Source organism: Myceligenerans indicum, assembly GCF_016742955.1.
In the GTDB taxonomy this organism is placed as follows: domain Bacteria; phylum Actinomycetota; class Actinomycetes; order Actinomycetales; family Cellulomonadaceae; genus Myceligenerans; species Myceligenerans indicum.
This window is the reverse complement of sequence record NZ_JABBYC010000047.1, coordinates 21,743-35,019: the sequence shown is the minus strand read 5'-3', so window position 1 is coordinate 35,019 and position 13,277 is coordinate 21,743. Positions and strand designations below refer to the sequence as shown.

Annotated in this window: 12 protein-coding genes; 6 read left to right on the top strand and 6 right to left on the bottom strand. The window is 73.7% G+C overall.

Features of this window, described 5'->3' with window-relative positions:
- Positions 1-147: 147 nt before the first annotated feature.
- Positions 148-906 (top strand): helix-turn-helix domain-containing protein, encoded by a 759-nt coding sequence (locus tag HGK34_RS18340; RefSeq protein WP_201850070.1) that lies wholly within the window; start codon positions 148-150, stop codon positions 904-906.
- 53 nt (positions 907-959) lie between these two features.
- Here HGK34_RS18340 and HGK34_RS18335 read toward each other — a convergent pair whose 3' ends face one another.
- A complete protein-coding gene (locus HGK34_RS18335) occupies positions 960-1,409 on the bottom strand; it encodes a MaoC family dehydratase (RefSeq protein ID WP_201850068.1) in 450 nt (149 codons plus the stop codon).
- A 208-nt stretch (positions 1,410-1,617) separates the two neighbouring features.
- Here HGK34_RS18335 and HGK34_RS18330 point away from each other — a divergent pair, with 208 nt between their 5' ends.
- From HGK34_RS18330 to HGK34_RS18315, 4 genes are all read left to right on the top strand, one after another.
- Positions 1,618-2,235: a biotin transporter BioY gene (locus HGK34_RS18330; RefSeq protein WP_201850067.1), complete on the top strand. Its 618-nt coding sequence runs from the start codon at positions 1,618-1,620 to the stop codon at positions 2,233-2,235.
- 283 nt (positions 2,236-2,518) lie between these two features.
- Positions 2,519-3,841: a Glu/Leu/Phe/Val family dehydrogenase gene (locus tag HGK34_RS18325; protein ID WP_372433158.1), complete on the top strand. Its 1,323-nt coding sequence runs from the start codon at positions 2,519-2,521 to the stop codon at positions 3,839-3,841.
- 105 nt (positions 3,842-3,946) lie between these two features.
- Positions 3,947-5,788: a M48 family metallopeptidase gene (locus tag HGK34_RS18320; RefSeq protein WP_201850066.1), complete on the top strand. Its 1,842-nt coding sequence runs from the start codon at positions 3,947-3,949 to the stop codon at positions 5,786-5,788.
- A 224-nt stretch (positions 5,789-6,012) separates the two neighbouring features.
- Positions 6,013-6,993, top strand: coding sequence for a class I SAM-dependent methyltransferase (locus HGK34_RS18315; RefSeq protein ID WP_443677256.1), 981 nt, complete (start codon positions 6,013-6,015; stop codon positions 6,991-6,993).
- 74 nt (positions 6,994-7,067) lie between these two features.
- Here the strand turns inward: HGK34_RS18315 and hemQ are convergent, their stop codons facing one another.
- The 3 genes from hemQ to HGK34_RS18300 form a co-directional block, all read right to left on the bottom strand.
- Positions 7,068-7,847: a hydrogen peroxide-dependent heme synthase gene (gene hemQ / locus HGK34_RS18310; protein ID WP_307816079.1), complete on the bottom strand. Its 780-nt coding sequence runs from the start codon at positions 7,845-7,847 to the stop codon at positions 7,068-7,070.
- Positions 7,844-9,031 carry a ferrochelatase gene (locus HGK34_RS18305; RefSeq protein WP_201850065.1) on the bottom strand — a complete coding sequence of 396 codons (1,188 nt, stop codon included), beginning with the start codon at positions 9,029-9,031 and terminating at the stop codon, positions 7,844-7,846. The genes hemQ and HGK34_RS18305 overlap by 4 nt, the downstream gene beginning before the upstream one ends.
- A gap of 79 nt (positions 9,032-9,110) precedes the next feature.
- On the bottom strand, positions 9,111-10,004 hold the full coding sequence (locus tag HGK34_RS18300) for a LysR family transcriptional regulator (protein ID WP_201850064.1): 894 nt from the start codon (positions 10,002-10,004) through the stop codon (positions 9,111-9,113).
- A gap of 73 nt (positions 10,005-10,077) precedes the next feature.
- On the opposite strand from HGK34_RS18300, the gene HGK34_RS18295 reads away from it, so the two are divergent.
- A complete protein-coding gene (locus HGK34_RS18295; protein ID WP_201850063.1) occupies positions 10,078-11,328 on the top strand; it encodes an MFS transporter in 1,251 nt (416 codons plus the stop codon).
- 45 nt (positions 11,329-11,373) lie between these two features.
- On the opposite strand, the gene HGK34_RS18290 is transcribed toward HGK34_RS18295, so the two are convergent.
- On the bottom strand, positions 11,374-12,513 hold the full coding sequence (locus HGK34_RS18290) for a glycerate kinase (RefSeq protein WP_201850062.1): 1,140 nt from the start codon (positions 12,511-12,513) through the stop codon (positions 11,374-11,376).
- Between the two features lie 117 nt (positions 12,514-12,630).
- Complete coding sequence (locus HGK34_RS18285; RefSeq protein WP_201850060.1) at positions 12,631-13,260, bottom strand: GNAT family N-acetyltransferase; 630 nt, start codon at positions 13,258-13,260, stop codon at positions 12,631-12,633.
- Between the last annotated feature and the right edge of the window lie 17 nt (positions 13,261-13,277).

Sequence of the window (13,277 nt, the reverse complement as noted above, 5' to 3'; positions counted from 1 at the left end):
ATACGAGATGTAGCTCCGTCTCGTGGGCTCGGAGATGTGTATAAGAGACAGGCACTGCGAAGGACCGGGCGCGGGGACGCGGACGGGTGGGACGCCGGCGGTGGGACGCGATGGTGGTTCCGCCGGGCGGGGCGCGATGATGGGGTGATGAGCATCTCCACGACCGAGGCGTCCTGGCCCGAGGCGAAGGCGCTGCTCGACGCCCTCAGCCCGGCAATGGTCTCGCTGATGGAGGAGCTCAAGGGCGTCATGTTCTGCGCGAAGGATGCCGTCGGGCGGTACGTGCTGGTCAACGAGGTCTTCGTCGCGCGGACGCGGGAGCGGTCACGGCGGGACGTCGTCGGGCGGCGGGCACCCGACCTCTTCGTCACCGACCTGGCCGAGCGGTACGAGGACCAGGACGACCAGGTCCGGGCGACGGGCCGGCCGCTGCGCGGCGAGCTGGAGCTGATCCGCCACGTCGGCGGGGCACCCGGCTGGTTCCTCACCGCGAAGCTGCCGGTGCACGACACGGCTGGCAGGTTCGTCGGCCTGGTCTCGGTCTCGCAGGACCTGCGGTCCGAGGACGCCGACGACGCGACGATCCGCGACATGGCCCACCTGCGCCAGGAGGTCGAGGCACGCCTGGACCTCGGCGAGGTGCCGTCGGTGAGCGACCTGGTCGCACTGTCCGGCTACGGGTCCAGCGCACTGGACCGGCGCGTCCGCCGCGTGTTCGGGATCTCGCCCCGGCAGCTCGTGCTCCGGCTGCGGGTGGACCGCGCGACGCATCTGCTCACCTCGACCTCCGTACCGCTGGCACAGGTCGCGGCGGCGGCCGGCTTCTCGGACCAGGCGTCGTTCACCCGTACCTTCGCCCGCGTGACCGGGGAGACCCCGGCGGCGTTCCGCCGCCGCAGCGCGTGAGGCCGGCGGCCGGGCGGCGCATCGGCTGCCGGGCGGCCCGACGCCGCCCGGCCTCAGGCCGGGACGTGGAGGGCGATGGTGCGGGCGGCCAGGGCCGGCCTGTCCTCGCCCTCGATCTCGACCGTGACGTCGCTCTCGACGCGCGTGCCCCGCTCGCCCGGCGTGACCGCGGCGACGACGGCCGCGGCGCGCACGCGCGTGCCCGAGCGGACAGGAGCGATGAAGCGCACCCGGTCCGATCCCACGTTGACGACCATCTGCGCGCCGTCCACCACGAGCAGTCCGCGCATCAGGCGCGGCAGCAGCGACAGCGTCAGGTAGCCGTGCGCGACCGTCGCGCCGAACGGCCCCGCGGCCGCACGCGCGGCGTCGACATGGATCCACTGCGGGTCCTCGGTCGCCTCGGCGAACCGGTCGATGCGCTCCTGGGTCATCTCGACCCAGTCGCCGGGTCCGAGCCTCGTTCCGGTCAGGCCGGACAGTTCGGGATAGGTGGTCCGCATCGTCGTCGATCCTCTCAGGTGGTTGCCGCTGTCCGGGGCGCGCCACGGCGCGCCGGCCAGGTGTTCCGCGCTGTCCGCGCGACGTCCAGCAGCGTGCCACGCCTCCGGCATGCCGAGACCGGGTTGTGGATTTCCCACAAGTTGACCGCGCTTTCACGGGCATCTGGTGCCCACGACGCCGGGCCTTCGCGCCTCGTACTGTCGTGTCATGACAAGCCTTGCGTTTCCCCTCGTGCCACGCTCGAACCCGCGCCAGGTCCTGGCGGACCTGATCCCCGCGGAGTCGAGCCGTGCCCGCGCGATCGCCCGGGACGTCACGCTCGTGGTCGCGGTCGCCGCCCTGACCGCGCTCGCCGCGCAGATCCGGATCCCGATTCCCGGGCTGCCCGTCCCGATCACGGGCCAGACGTTCGCGGTGCTTCTCGGCGCCGCCGCGCTCGGCCCGCTCCGCGGCTCCGCCGCTCAGATCCTGTACGTCGGCGTGGGCCTGGTGGGCCTGCCCGTCTACGCCGGGGGCGGCGCCGGGGCCGAGGTGCTCCTCGGCGCTTCCGGCGGCTACCTGATCGGCTTCGTGGCCGCGAGCGCCGTGATCGGCGCCATGGCCCGGCGTGGCATGGACCGTGGCGTGCTCGGCACCGTGCTCGCGTTCGCCGCGGGGTCCGCGGTGATCTACGCGGTGGGTGTGCCGTGGCTGGCCGTGGTCGCCGGGATGGCACCCGGCGAGGCCTTCGTGGCCGGTGCCGGCGTGTTCCTGATCGGCGACGCGATCAAGGCCGTCCTCGCGGGCGTCCTGCTGCCGGGCGCGTGGCGGCTGGCCCGGAGCTGACCATGTCGGGCGACGGCGGTCCGGGAACACCTCTTGTGCGAGAGGTGCTCCGGGTCGCCGTCGTCCGTGGGACGGACCCGTCCGTCCCGAGTCCGTCCCTCACGGGCCGGTCACACCGGCCGTCGGGATGTTTGCCGTATCGTCACGATTCGATCCGGCATTCGTCCTGCCCAACCGCGTTGCCGAGGGATAGATTGAAGACAGGACGCAGATCCCGCGCCCTGATGACCCCGCGCCATCGGCCCCACAAGGGCATCGGCGCCCGTTCTCCCCGGAGGACCATGTGACAACGACGTCAGCCACCGAGGCCGCCGAGGCCGCCCCGGTCGCTCCCATCACGCCGGCCGAGGGACCCTCTCCCGCCACCGGCTCCGCACTCGACACCGCACACGCCCAGCTCGCGGCAGCGGTCGACATCCTCGGATACGACGACGGCCTGCACACCATGCTGCGCATGCCGCGCCGCGAGATGCATGTCGCCGTGCCCCTGCGCCGCGACGACGGAACCACCCAGGTGCTGCACGGCTTCCGCGTGCAGCACAACGTCAGCCTCGGGCCGGGCAAGGGTGGCCTGCGGTACCACCCGAACGTGGAGATCGACGAGGTCCGCGCCCTCGCGATGTGGATGACCTGGAAGTGCGGCGTGGTGAACCTGCCGTACGGCGGCGCCAAGGGCGGCGTCGCCATCGACCCGCGGGGCTACTCCGCCGGCGAGCTGGAGCGCGTCACCCGCCGCTACACGTCCGAGATCATGCCGATGATCGGCCCGGACAACGACATCATGGCCCCCGACATGGGCACCGACGCCCAGACGATGGCCTGGGTGATGGACACCTATTCGGTGGCCAAGGGCTACACGATCCCCGCGGTGGTCACCGGCAAGCCGCTCGCGGTGGGCGGGTCGCTGGGACGCGGCACGGCGACGTCGGCCGGGCTGGTGCACGTCACCGCCGCCGCCCTCGCCGACGCGGGTGTGCCGCTGGAGGGCACCACCGTGGCGATCCAGGGCTTCGGCAAGGTGGGTGGCCACGCCGCCGAGATCTTCGCGGAGCGCGGCGCCAAGGTGGTCGCCGTCAGCGACGAGTACGGCGGCATCCGCAACGACGCCGGCCTGGACGTGCCGCGCCTGATGGAGCACGTGCTGGCCACGGGTTCGGTGGTCGGGTTCGACGAGTCTGACCCGATCACCAACACGGCGCTGCTCGCGCTCGACGTCGACGTGCTGGCCCCGGCAGCCATCGAGGGCGTGCTCGACGAGCACACCGCGGGCTCGGTCCGGGCGCGCTGGGTGGTCGAGGGCGCGAACGGCCCGACGACGGAGGCCGGTGACGCGCTGCTCGCCAAGAACGACGTGACCGTGGTGCCGGACGTGCTGGCGAACGCGGGTGGCGTCGTGGTCTCCTACTTCGAGTGGGTGCAGGCGAACCAGACCTACTGGTGGACCGAGCAGGAGATCGCCGAGAAGCTCGGGAGCCGGATGCACCAGGCGTACCGCGACGTGGCGGAGCTGGCGCGGCGGGAGGACCTGTCGCTGCGTGACGCGGCCATCACGATCGGGGTGCAGCGGGTCGCGGAGGCCCACCAGATCCGGGGCCTGTACCCGTGATCGGACGGCATACAGCCATCGGGTGAAATCTCCCGATAAACATGGCTCTCTGGGGGTCGCGACCGTTATGGTCGCGACCCCCAGTTCGCTCTCCCCGGAGTCTTCATGTCCGCCACGATGCGCGCCCTGACCTCACTTGCCGCCCTGATCGGCTTCTACCTCTTCGCCCTGGCGATCATCGCCGGCCTGATGATCGGCGGCGTGCTGCTCACGCAGGCGTCGGGCCCCGCGGGCCTGAAGGTCATACTCGTCGCCGGTGTCGCGGCCGTCGGAGTCGTGATCGCCCTGTGGAAGGTGGCGACGTTCAAGCCCGAACCGGCGCCAGGGATCGACGTCGGACCCGACGAGGCCCCGGAGCTGTGGCAGCTCGTCGGGCGGCTCGCGCAGACCGTCGGCACCCAGCCGCCCGCGCAGATCCGCCTGGTGCCCGATCTCAACGCCGCGGTGAGCGAGGACACGCGGATGCTCGGCCTGATCGGCGGCACGCGTCGCCTGTACCTGGGTGTGCCGCTGCTGCAGGGGCTCACCGTCACCCAGCTGTCCGCGGTGCTGGCCCACGAGCTGGGCCACTACTCGGGCTCGCACACCCGCCTCGGCCCGCTCGCCTACCGCGGCCGGGAGGCGGTCGTCGCGACGGTGCAGCAGGTCGGCGGGGTCATCGGGTTCTTCCTGAAGCAGTACGCGAAGCTCTACATCCTGCTGTCGCAGTCGATGAGCCGCAGCCAGGAGGTCGAGGCGGACCGTCTGATGGTGCAGATCGCGGGACGCCCCGCAGCGCAGGGCGCGCTCCGCGAGCTCCCCGTGCTCGACGCCGCCTGGAGCTTCTACACCGCCAACTACATCAGCATGGGCTGGGAGGACGGGCTCGCGCCCGCGCCGGAGGAGTTCTTCACCGGGTTCGGCCGGCTGCTGGCCGGCCGCGGTGACGAGCTCGCCGCGATCCGTGGCGAGGCGGCTCCCGCCGAGAAGTCGAAGTGGGACTCCCACCCGCCGATCGCCGAACGGATCGCGGCGATGGACCGGATCCCGGACAGCGGCTCCGGCACCGTCCCCGACGAGCGGCCGGCCGCCGCACTGATCCCGGACTTCGCCGCGCGCACGGCCGCGGTCGCGGACACGACCGTCGCGTATGCCGGCAAGGAGCGACTGAGCTGGAGCGAGCTCGTGCACCGGGGCGGCGCGGCGGCGAACCAGCGGACGGCGGACACCGTGTACCGCGCCGCGGCCCGCCTGACCGGGCGCGAGACCGCCACCCTGAGCAGTCTGCTGGAGCTCGCGCAGGCCGGCCGCCTGGGCGAGCTGGTTCAGCAGGTGGCGCCCGGCGCTCCGCCCGAGGCCTCCCGCGAGGTGATCGCCGTGGCGCTGCGGGCGGGCGCGGTACAGGCGGGCGCTGCGCGCTACGAGGTGTCGTGGACGGGGCCCGCGGTTCTGGCCGACCGGTCGGGTTCCGAGCTCGACCTCGAAGAGGTCGCCGCCCTCGCCGTGGATCCGGGAACCGTCCGCCAGGCGGCCGAGCGGATCGCGCAGCTCGGGATCGACGCCGGTGGTGTGGGTCTGATCTCCACGGAGGCCACCGCCCACGGCGGCGACGTCGTCGGCGGCATCGCGGACATGAAGGTCGACGGCACGGTCCACGACATGCTCATCCTGGACAACGGGCTGATCCTGGCCAAGCGGCTGGACAAGCGCACCGAGGGAAAGCACCGGCTGGTCGCGCTGGCGCAGTCCGGCACGGTGGCGGAACTCGCGCGGCGTCACACCTTCATCCCCTACGAGAACGTCGCCGCGGCCGAGCTGTCCGGCGGGATCACGGTCCGCGCGACGCTCACGCTGCACGACGGCGGGCAGGTCACCCTCAAGGAGCCCATGTCGGCGGATCGGCTGAGCAAGGAGAGCGCCGACGTCTTCCGCGCACTCCTGGGCAGGTACGTCAGGCAGCCCGCCTGACCGGCGCGGCGCCGAGGTCCGGTCCCGGATCTGCCCGGGGCCGGTCGGCACGAGGGCCGGTCGGCACGAGGGCGAGTGGCACGAGGGCGAGCGGCCCAGGAGGGCCACCCAGGGTGGCCGGCGCCAGGCGGTGGGATGCTGCGAGGCCGGACCCGCCGTCGGCCGGCGACGCCCGCGGAAGAAATCAGGTGCTGCGCACCCGGCCTGCCTCGTACGCTCGGCTGGTGAACGAGGACCCCGCGCTCGTCGCGCGGCTGCGTGCCGCCGGATGCGTGTTCGCCGAGGACGAGGCACGCCTCCTGGCCGAGGCCGCCGGCGCCGACGACGAGCTGCTCGAACGGATGGTCTCCGAGCGGGTCGGTGGCGCGCCGCTGGAACAGGTCGTCGGCTGGGCGGAGCTTCACGGGCGCCGCTGGAGCGTCACGCCAGGCGTCTTCGTACCCCGTCGCCGGTCCGAGCTCCTGATCACCGAGGCACTGGCACACCTGCGCGGGCGGCAGGCGGCCGCCGTGCCGGAGTCCGGCAGATCTCCCGACGCGGTGCCCGGCGCGGGAACACCGGACTCTCCGGGGTCGGGGGCAGGCCGGGTCGTACCCCGTCCCGGTGCCCGTCCGGAGGGCGTCGTCGTCGTGGACCTGTGCTGCGGGTGCGGGGCGCTGGGCGGATCGGTCGCGCTCGACCTGGTCGGCGACGGGATCGACGTGGCACTGCACGCCTCCGACGCCGACCCGGCCGCCACGGCATGTGCGCGGGACAACCTGGCCGCCGCCGCCGAACCTGGTCTCTCCACCGCACGACCGGCAGCCGACGGCCCCGGGCCGCCTGCCGGACGCCTGGCCGCCGTCGTCCATGACGGCGATCTCGATGCTCCCCTGCCCGGGTCCCTCCGGGGGCACGTCGACGTGCTGCTGTGCAACGCGCCCTACGTGCCGACCGATGCCATCGCCCTCATGCCCCGCGAAGCCCGCGAGCACGAGCCCCTGCTCGCGCTCGACGGAGGCGCCGACGGGCTCGGTGTCCTGCGGCGCGCGATCGCCGCCGCTCCCGGCTGGCTCCGGCCGGGTGGCGCGATGCTCTTCGAGACGGGGCACGACCAGGCCGGCGCCGCCGCCGCGCTCACCCGGTCCGCGGGCCTGCTGCCGGCGATCGTGTCCGACGACGACCTGGGCGCCACCGCGATCGTGGCCCGCCTCCCGCCGGGCTGACGGGCGACAGGCCGGACCGCCTGGACGACGGGTGACGGGTGACGGGTGACGCCGCTCGCGCCGGGGCGAGCGGGTCAGCTCAGGGGCTGGCGTGCGGCCCAGTCGGTGAGAGTCGTGCGCGGCCCGGTGAAGAACGGGACCTCCTCGCGCACGTGGCGGCGCGCCTCGGTGGCACGCAGGTCTCGCATGAGATCCACGATCCGATGCAGCTCGTCCGCCTCGAAGGCGAGAATCCACTCGTAGTCCCCCAGCGCGAACGCCGAGACGGTGTTGGCTCGCACGTCCTTGTAGCCCGCGGCCGCCATACCGTGGTCGCGCAGCATCGTGCGGCGTTCGTCGTCGGGCAGCAGGTACCAGTCGTAGGAGCGCACGAACGGGTAGACGCACAGGTAGTCGCGCGGCGTCTCCCCCGCCAGGAACGCCGGCACGTGCCCGCGGTTGAACTCCGCGGGGCGGTGCAGCGCCGCCACGGACCACACCGGCTCGAGGTGACGCCCGAGGGTCGTGGCACGCAACCGCTGGTAGGCGCCCTGCACGGCCTCGATCGACGGGCCGTGCGTCCAGAGCAGGAGGTCGGCGTCGGAACGGAGACCGCCGACGTCGTACCAGCCCCGGACCACGAGCTCCCCGTCGGCGCGCGCGCTGTCGCGGCCGGCGTCCGTAACGGATGCGGTGCCCGCGACGTCCCCCCAGGCCGCGTCCTCGGCCTCCGTGACGAGCGCCTTGCGCTCGCCCTCGTCCTGAGGCAGCGTCTCGGTGAGGCTGAACACCGAGAACATGGTGTAACGGATGGTCGAGTTGATGGCGGCGGTGTCGACCTCGTGGCCGGTGTCGCCGTGCGTGTGAGTGGTCACTGGTGCATGTCCTCCGAACAGAGTGCGGGAATGCCGCTCGGCTCCTCGTGGCGCCGTAGACAGCAACCCGGGCGGCACACGGACGCGATGGCCGGCAGCTCCCCCACCGTAGCCTCGCCGGTCTCCTCACCGCGGGCCAGGGCGGCGCGCTCCAGCAGGAGGTCGACCAGGCCGCGGACGAACGGCTCACGCGTTCCCACGGTTCCCGCGCGCACCGCCGTGATCCCGAGATCCTTCGCGGTGGCCAGGGCCTCGGTGTCGAGGTCGTAGGCGACCTCCATGTGGTCACTGACGAAGCCGATCGGGGACATCACGACGTCCCGCACGCCCTCGGCCGCGAGCGCCTCGAGGTGGTCGTTGACGTCCGGTTCCAGCCAGGGCTGGCTGGGCGGGCCGGAGCGGGAGCAGTAGGCGAGGTCCCACCGGACGTCGTGCCCGAGCTTCTCGGAGACCGCTGCCGCGACGAACTCGGCGACGGACCTGTGCTGTGCGGAGTAGGTGGGCTGCCAAACTCCGGAGGCGGCCTCCATGGTGTCCGGGATCGAGTGCGTCACGAAGACGAGGCGTGCGGCCTCGCCGTTCCCGCCGGACTCGTCGAGCGCGGCGTAGCCGTCGAGCACGGCGTCCACGTTGGCCTGCACGAAGCCCGGGTGGTTGAAGTAGGAGCGGAGCTTGTCGACCTGCACGCCGGTGGACCCGTCCTCGCCGAGCTGCTCGCGGTCGCGGAGGGTGACGGCGAGGTCTTCGCGGTACTGGCGGCAGCCGGAGTAGCTGCTGTAGGCCGAGGTGACGAGGGCTACGGCGCGCTGCGCGCCGAGCGTCTCCAGCTCGTCGAGCGCGTCGGTGGTGTAGGGAGCCCAGTTCCGGTTGCCCCAGACGACGGGCAGGTCGATGCCGCGTCGCCGGAGCTCCGCCTCGAGCGCGGCCTTGAGCGCGAGGTTCTGCTCGTTGATCGGGCTCCTGCCGCCGAACTGGTAGTAGTGCTCGCCGACCTCCTCGAGCCGCTCGTCCGGGATGCCCTTGCCCGCGGTGACGTTCCGCAGGAACGGGACGACGTCCTCGGGCTTGTCGGGTCCGCCGAACGAGTACAGGAAGAGGGCGTCGTAGGGGGCGACGACGGCCGGCGGCGTGGCGATCGGCTTCGCGGCCTCCGTGGCTGCCGCGGTCTGCGGGGTTGGGGGCATGGGCTCATCTTCCCACCAGCGCGAAGACGGTCCATCCCGGATGAGTGCGATTCGGACGTGACTTTGACCCGACGATCTGTCATCTCGTTGCGGGGGTGCTGCGCGCGTGCACGTTGCCCCGGGCGAGGCGCCGGCGCAGGGCGGGGAGCACGCTCAGGATCTCGGGAGGCGCGGGGCTGCGGCTGACCACGGAGAGACTGATCCGGCCGCGCACCGGCGCGCGCTCGATCCGGTCGCCCGGCGCCGCGTACCAGCCGGCGACCATGTCGGGGACCACCGCGGCGCACCGCCGCTCCCTGGCCGCCCGGACCGTGGACTCCGCCGTGGCACCGCGCCGGGCGTGGGCGCCCAGCTCGGCGAGGCGCCGGTGCAGGTCGTCGGCCGCGAGGTCCAGCGCGCAGTACACGACGGTCTGCCCCGCGTAGGGCCGCCGCCCGCCGGACGGTTGCGGCGCGCCCTCGGGCAGCAGCGTGACCAGGTCGTGCCCGCCCACCTCGGTGACGACGAGGCCGCGCGGGAGCGGGACCTGCCCGGCGATGGTCACGAACGCGGCGTCGAGCGTGCCGCGTTCCACCCACTCCAGCAGCCGCGGCCCGTGCTCCACCTCGGGCTGGACGGCCACGTCGTCGAGCAGGACGTCCAACATCGCGAAGAGGGTGCCGGCAAGGCTCGGGAGCGTCCCCACGGAGACGGTGCGTGACTGCGCGGCCGCGAGCGCCCGCTCCCCGATTCCCCGCAGGTGGTCCAGGATGTGCGCCGCCTGCGCGCAGTATTCCTGGCCCGCGCCGGTGGGCCTCGCCCCGGTGGTGTCCCGCTCGAAGAGGCGCACGCCCAGGCGCCGCTCCAGCGCGGCCAGCCGCTGGCTGGCGGACGGCTGGGTGACCAGCAGCTCCCGCGCGGCAGCCCCGACGGACCCGTGGCGCCGCACGGCGTCGACCAGGCGCAGGTCCTCGACACTGGGCAATGAGGTCATAGCTCCAGCCTATGATGCCGGGTCCCACATCGCCGCCTACCGGGCCGGGGGCCGCTCACCCAGGATCGGAGCCATGAGACGCCACCTCGTCACGCTGACCGCGAGCACGTTCGTCACCTGGACCGGACAACGGATCACCGCGGTCGCCCTGCCCCTGGTGGCGATCGAGCAGACCGGCGACGCCTGGACCACCGGGCTCGTCGGCGGGTTCGCCGGGCTTCCGCTGCTCACCTCGGCCTGGTGGGGTCGAGGGTTGCGGGGACGGCTGACCTCGGGCCGCTCGCTCGCCGTGCTCCTGGTGATCCAGGCGGCCGGACTGGCGCTGGTTCCGCTCGCCGCCGTCACCACGGAGGTGAACGCCGTCGTCCTCTGCGCCTCGGGTCTGGTCTCCGGGGCGGCCGCGGCGCTGCTCGGCCCCGCCCAACGAGCGGTCACCGCGGACCTGTCCGAGGACGTCGGACCGGGTGTGGGCCCGAAGGCGCTCGCCTGGCAGGACATGGCTCACCGGACGTCGATGATCTTCGCGCCGCCGCTGGGTGCCTGGCTGGTGGCGGCCGGGCACGCGGTGCCGATGCTCTGGTGCGAGGCCGCCGGGGCGGCCCTGGCCGCCGTCGCGGTGGCCGGTGTGCCGCGCGCGTCGCAGGCGCCTGCGGCCGCGCCACCCGTCGCAGAGCGGGCCGGGTCCCGCTCGGTCTCGATGTCGGCGGTCCTGCGTTCGCGGCCCGATCTGGCGGTCGGCATCGGCCTGGCGGGCATCGGCGGGGTCTGCTGGTTCGGCTTCACGCTCGGCCTGACGCTCCTGGGTGCGGAGCTCGGCCGGCCCGGCGAACTGATCGCGGCCGGGATGGCGGGCTACGGCGTCACGACGGTGGCCGTGTCGTTCGTGCTCCCCGTCGTGATCAACCGGATCCCGCGGCTCCCGGCCGTCATCGTGCCCTGGGCCGTGTTCGGGCTGGCCTACATGGCGCTTCCCGTCGTCGCACCGAGCCTGGCGGGCATCGCCCTCGTGGCGGCCGTCGGAGGGGTCGCCATGCCCTTCGGCATCGCCGGGCTCAACGCGCTGATCACCGAGCAGACCTCCGGCGACGAGCGACGGGCCGCCTTCACCGCGGAGACCGTGCTGCACAACGGTGGCGCCTCGGTCGGGCTGCTGGCGGGCGGCGCGATCATCGGCCTGTTCGGGTCGGCACCGGTGATCCTGGTGACGGGACTGCTCCAGGTGGTCGCGGCGGTCTGTGCCGCGTTCTGGGTGCGGGTCGGGCGGCGCGCGTCCGAGCCGGCCGGGGATCGCGGCCAGCACGTGACCGCACGCACCGGCTCCTGACGGAAGGGCCCCGCGGGACCCCGCCGTCACGCGAGCCGGGTGTGGTCACACCACCAGGTTGGTGACCTGCGCCGCCAGGTCGGTCAGGCGGGCGGGGGTGCGGTGGAGCAGGTCGTCGAGCTCCACGGGGCCCGGCGCGATCGAGAAGGCTGCCGTGATGCCGGCCTCCCAGGCCAGTGGCGCGGGCAGCAGCACCTGCCCGGCGAGGACGACGACGGGCGGCTTGGCGGGAGACGCGGCGGCGAGGCGCGCGATGCCGTCGGCGACCTTGCCCCGCACCGACTGCGAGTCGAACGAGCCCTCGCCGGTGAACACCAGGCCGGCATCGGCGAGAGCCTCGGGAAGCCCGACGGCCTCGGCGACGAGCTGCGCCCCCTCTTCCGTCTCCGCGCCCAGCACCGCGACGAGCGCGGCCGGGACGCCACCCGCGGCGCCGGCGCCCGGCAGGTCGCGGGTGGGCACGCCCGTCTCGCGCTCGAGGAGATCGGCCCAGCGTCCGAGCGCGTCGTCCAGGTAGGCGGCGTCGCCGTCGCTCGCGCCCTTCTGGTGCCCGAACACGTGGGCTGCGCCGTGCTCGCCCACGAGCGGGTTCGTGACGTCGACGGCGAGCCGCCAGCGCACCTGGCGTGCCCGCGGGTGCAGTCCGTCGAGGTCGAGACGGTCCACCCAGGCGAGGCCCTCGCCGCCGTCGGGCACCTCGGTGCCGTCGTCGTCCAGGAGCCGGGCGCCGAGGCCCGTGAGGATTCCGGCGCCGCCGTCCGTCGAGGCGGAACCGCCCAGGCAGACGAGCACCTCCTCGACCCCGGCGTCGAGCACGGTGCGCGCGACCTCGCCGGTGCCGCGCGTGCTCGCGTGCAGCGGCTGAGGTGGCGCGTCGCTCACGTGCGGGAGGCCGCTGGCCTCGGCCAGCTCGACGACGCCGGTCCGGCCGTCGGGCGACGTCGCCCACCTGGCCCGGCGGGGGCGGCCGATCGCGTCCACGGTGTCGACCGTGTGAGCGGTGACGCCCCAGGCGGCGAGCAGCGCATCAAGGGTCCCTTCACCGCCGTCGGCCATGGGCAGGCAGGTGACGACCGCCTCGGGCCGGGCGGCGTGGACGCCGTCGGCGATGCAGGAGGCGACCTCGGCAGCGCTGAGGCTGCCCTTGAAGGAGTCGGGGGCGACGACGACGCGCAGGGAACTCACGGGCCTGATCGTAAGGGTGCATACCGGTGCCACGCCGGGTCGGTCCACCCGAACTCGGTCAGAACACCCTCCGGCTCGCGGTCGGCGGGAAGCACCCGGCCGGCGCCGGCCGGGCGGTCACAGCTCCCGGCGCATGACCGCGCGGCGTTCGGTGGGCCGGCTCACCTCGTGGAATCCCGCCGACTCGAACATGCGCACGGTCCCGACGAACAGGTCGCCCGAGCTGACGCGGCCGGCACCCTCGGGGTGAGGGAGCAGCGGATAGCCCTCGACCGCGGTGGCGCCACGCTCCTGGGCGAACCTCGCGGCGGCCGCGGCGAGCGCAGTCCCGATGCCGCGCCGACGGAAGCCCTTGCGGGTCACGAAGCAGGTCACGGCCCAGACCGAACTGTCGGCGGCGTCCTCGGAACGGCCCGACCACACCAGCCGGGAGGTGCGCAGCCGCGGGTAGGCCGTCCGGGGCTCGACCGCGCACCAGCCGGCCGGCTCGCCGTCCAGGAAGGCCACGACCCCACTGGTCGACGACGCGTCCGGATCGCCGCACGCCGTCTGCTCACGCAGGTGCTCCTCCCGCGCCGGACGGTCGAGCGCCCGGAACTCCCGGCTCGCGAACTTGAACCACTGGCACTGGCACCACGCCGGAGTGCCACGCCGGCCGAACACGGTCCGCAGCTCCTCCCAGGACACCGCGTTCGCGGGCAGGACGACGATCCCCGGCGCGGTCCCGGAAGCCTCCTGAGCTGTCATGAGCACAACCTACGGCG

Coding starts and splice junctions, on each gene's coding strand:
- HGK34_RS18335 (WP_201850068.1), bottom strand. CDS start 1,409: ATGCGGACCACCTATCCCGAACTGTCCGGCCTGACCGGAACGAGGCTC.
- HGK34_RS18330 (WP_201850067.1), top strand. CDS start 1,618: ATGACAAGCCTTGCGTTTCCCCTCGTGCCACGCTCGAACCCGCGCCAG.
- HGK34_RS18285 (WP_201850060.1), bottom strand. CDS start 13,260: ATGACAGCTCAGGAGGCTTCCGGGACCGCGCCGGGGATCGTCGTCCTG.
- HGK34_RS18300 (WP_201850064.1), bottom strand. CDS start 10,004: ATGACCTCATTGCCCAGTGTCGAGGACCTGCGCCTGGTCGACGCCGTG.
- HGK34_RS18320 (WP_201850066.1), top strand. CDS start 3,947: ATGTCCGCCACGATGCGCGCCCTGACCTCACTTGCCGCCCTGATCGGC.
- HGK34_RS18305 (WP_201850065.1), bottom strand. CDS start 9,031: ATGCCCCCAACCCCGCAGACCGCGGCAGCCACGGAGGCCGCGAAGCCG.
- HGK34_RS18295 (WP_201850063.1), top strand. CDS start 10,078: ATGAGACGCCACCTCGTCACGCTGACCGCGAGCACGTTCGTCACCTGG.
- HGK34_RS18340 (WP_201850070.1), top strand. CDS start 148: ATGAGCATCTCCACGACCGAGGCGTCCTGGCCCGAGGCGAAGGCGCTG.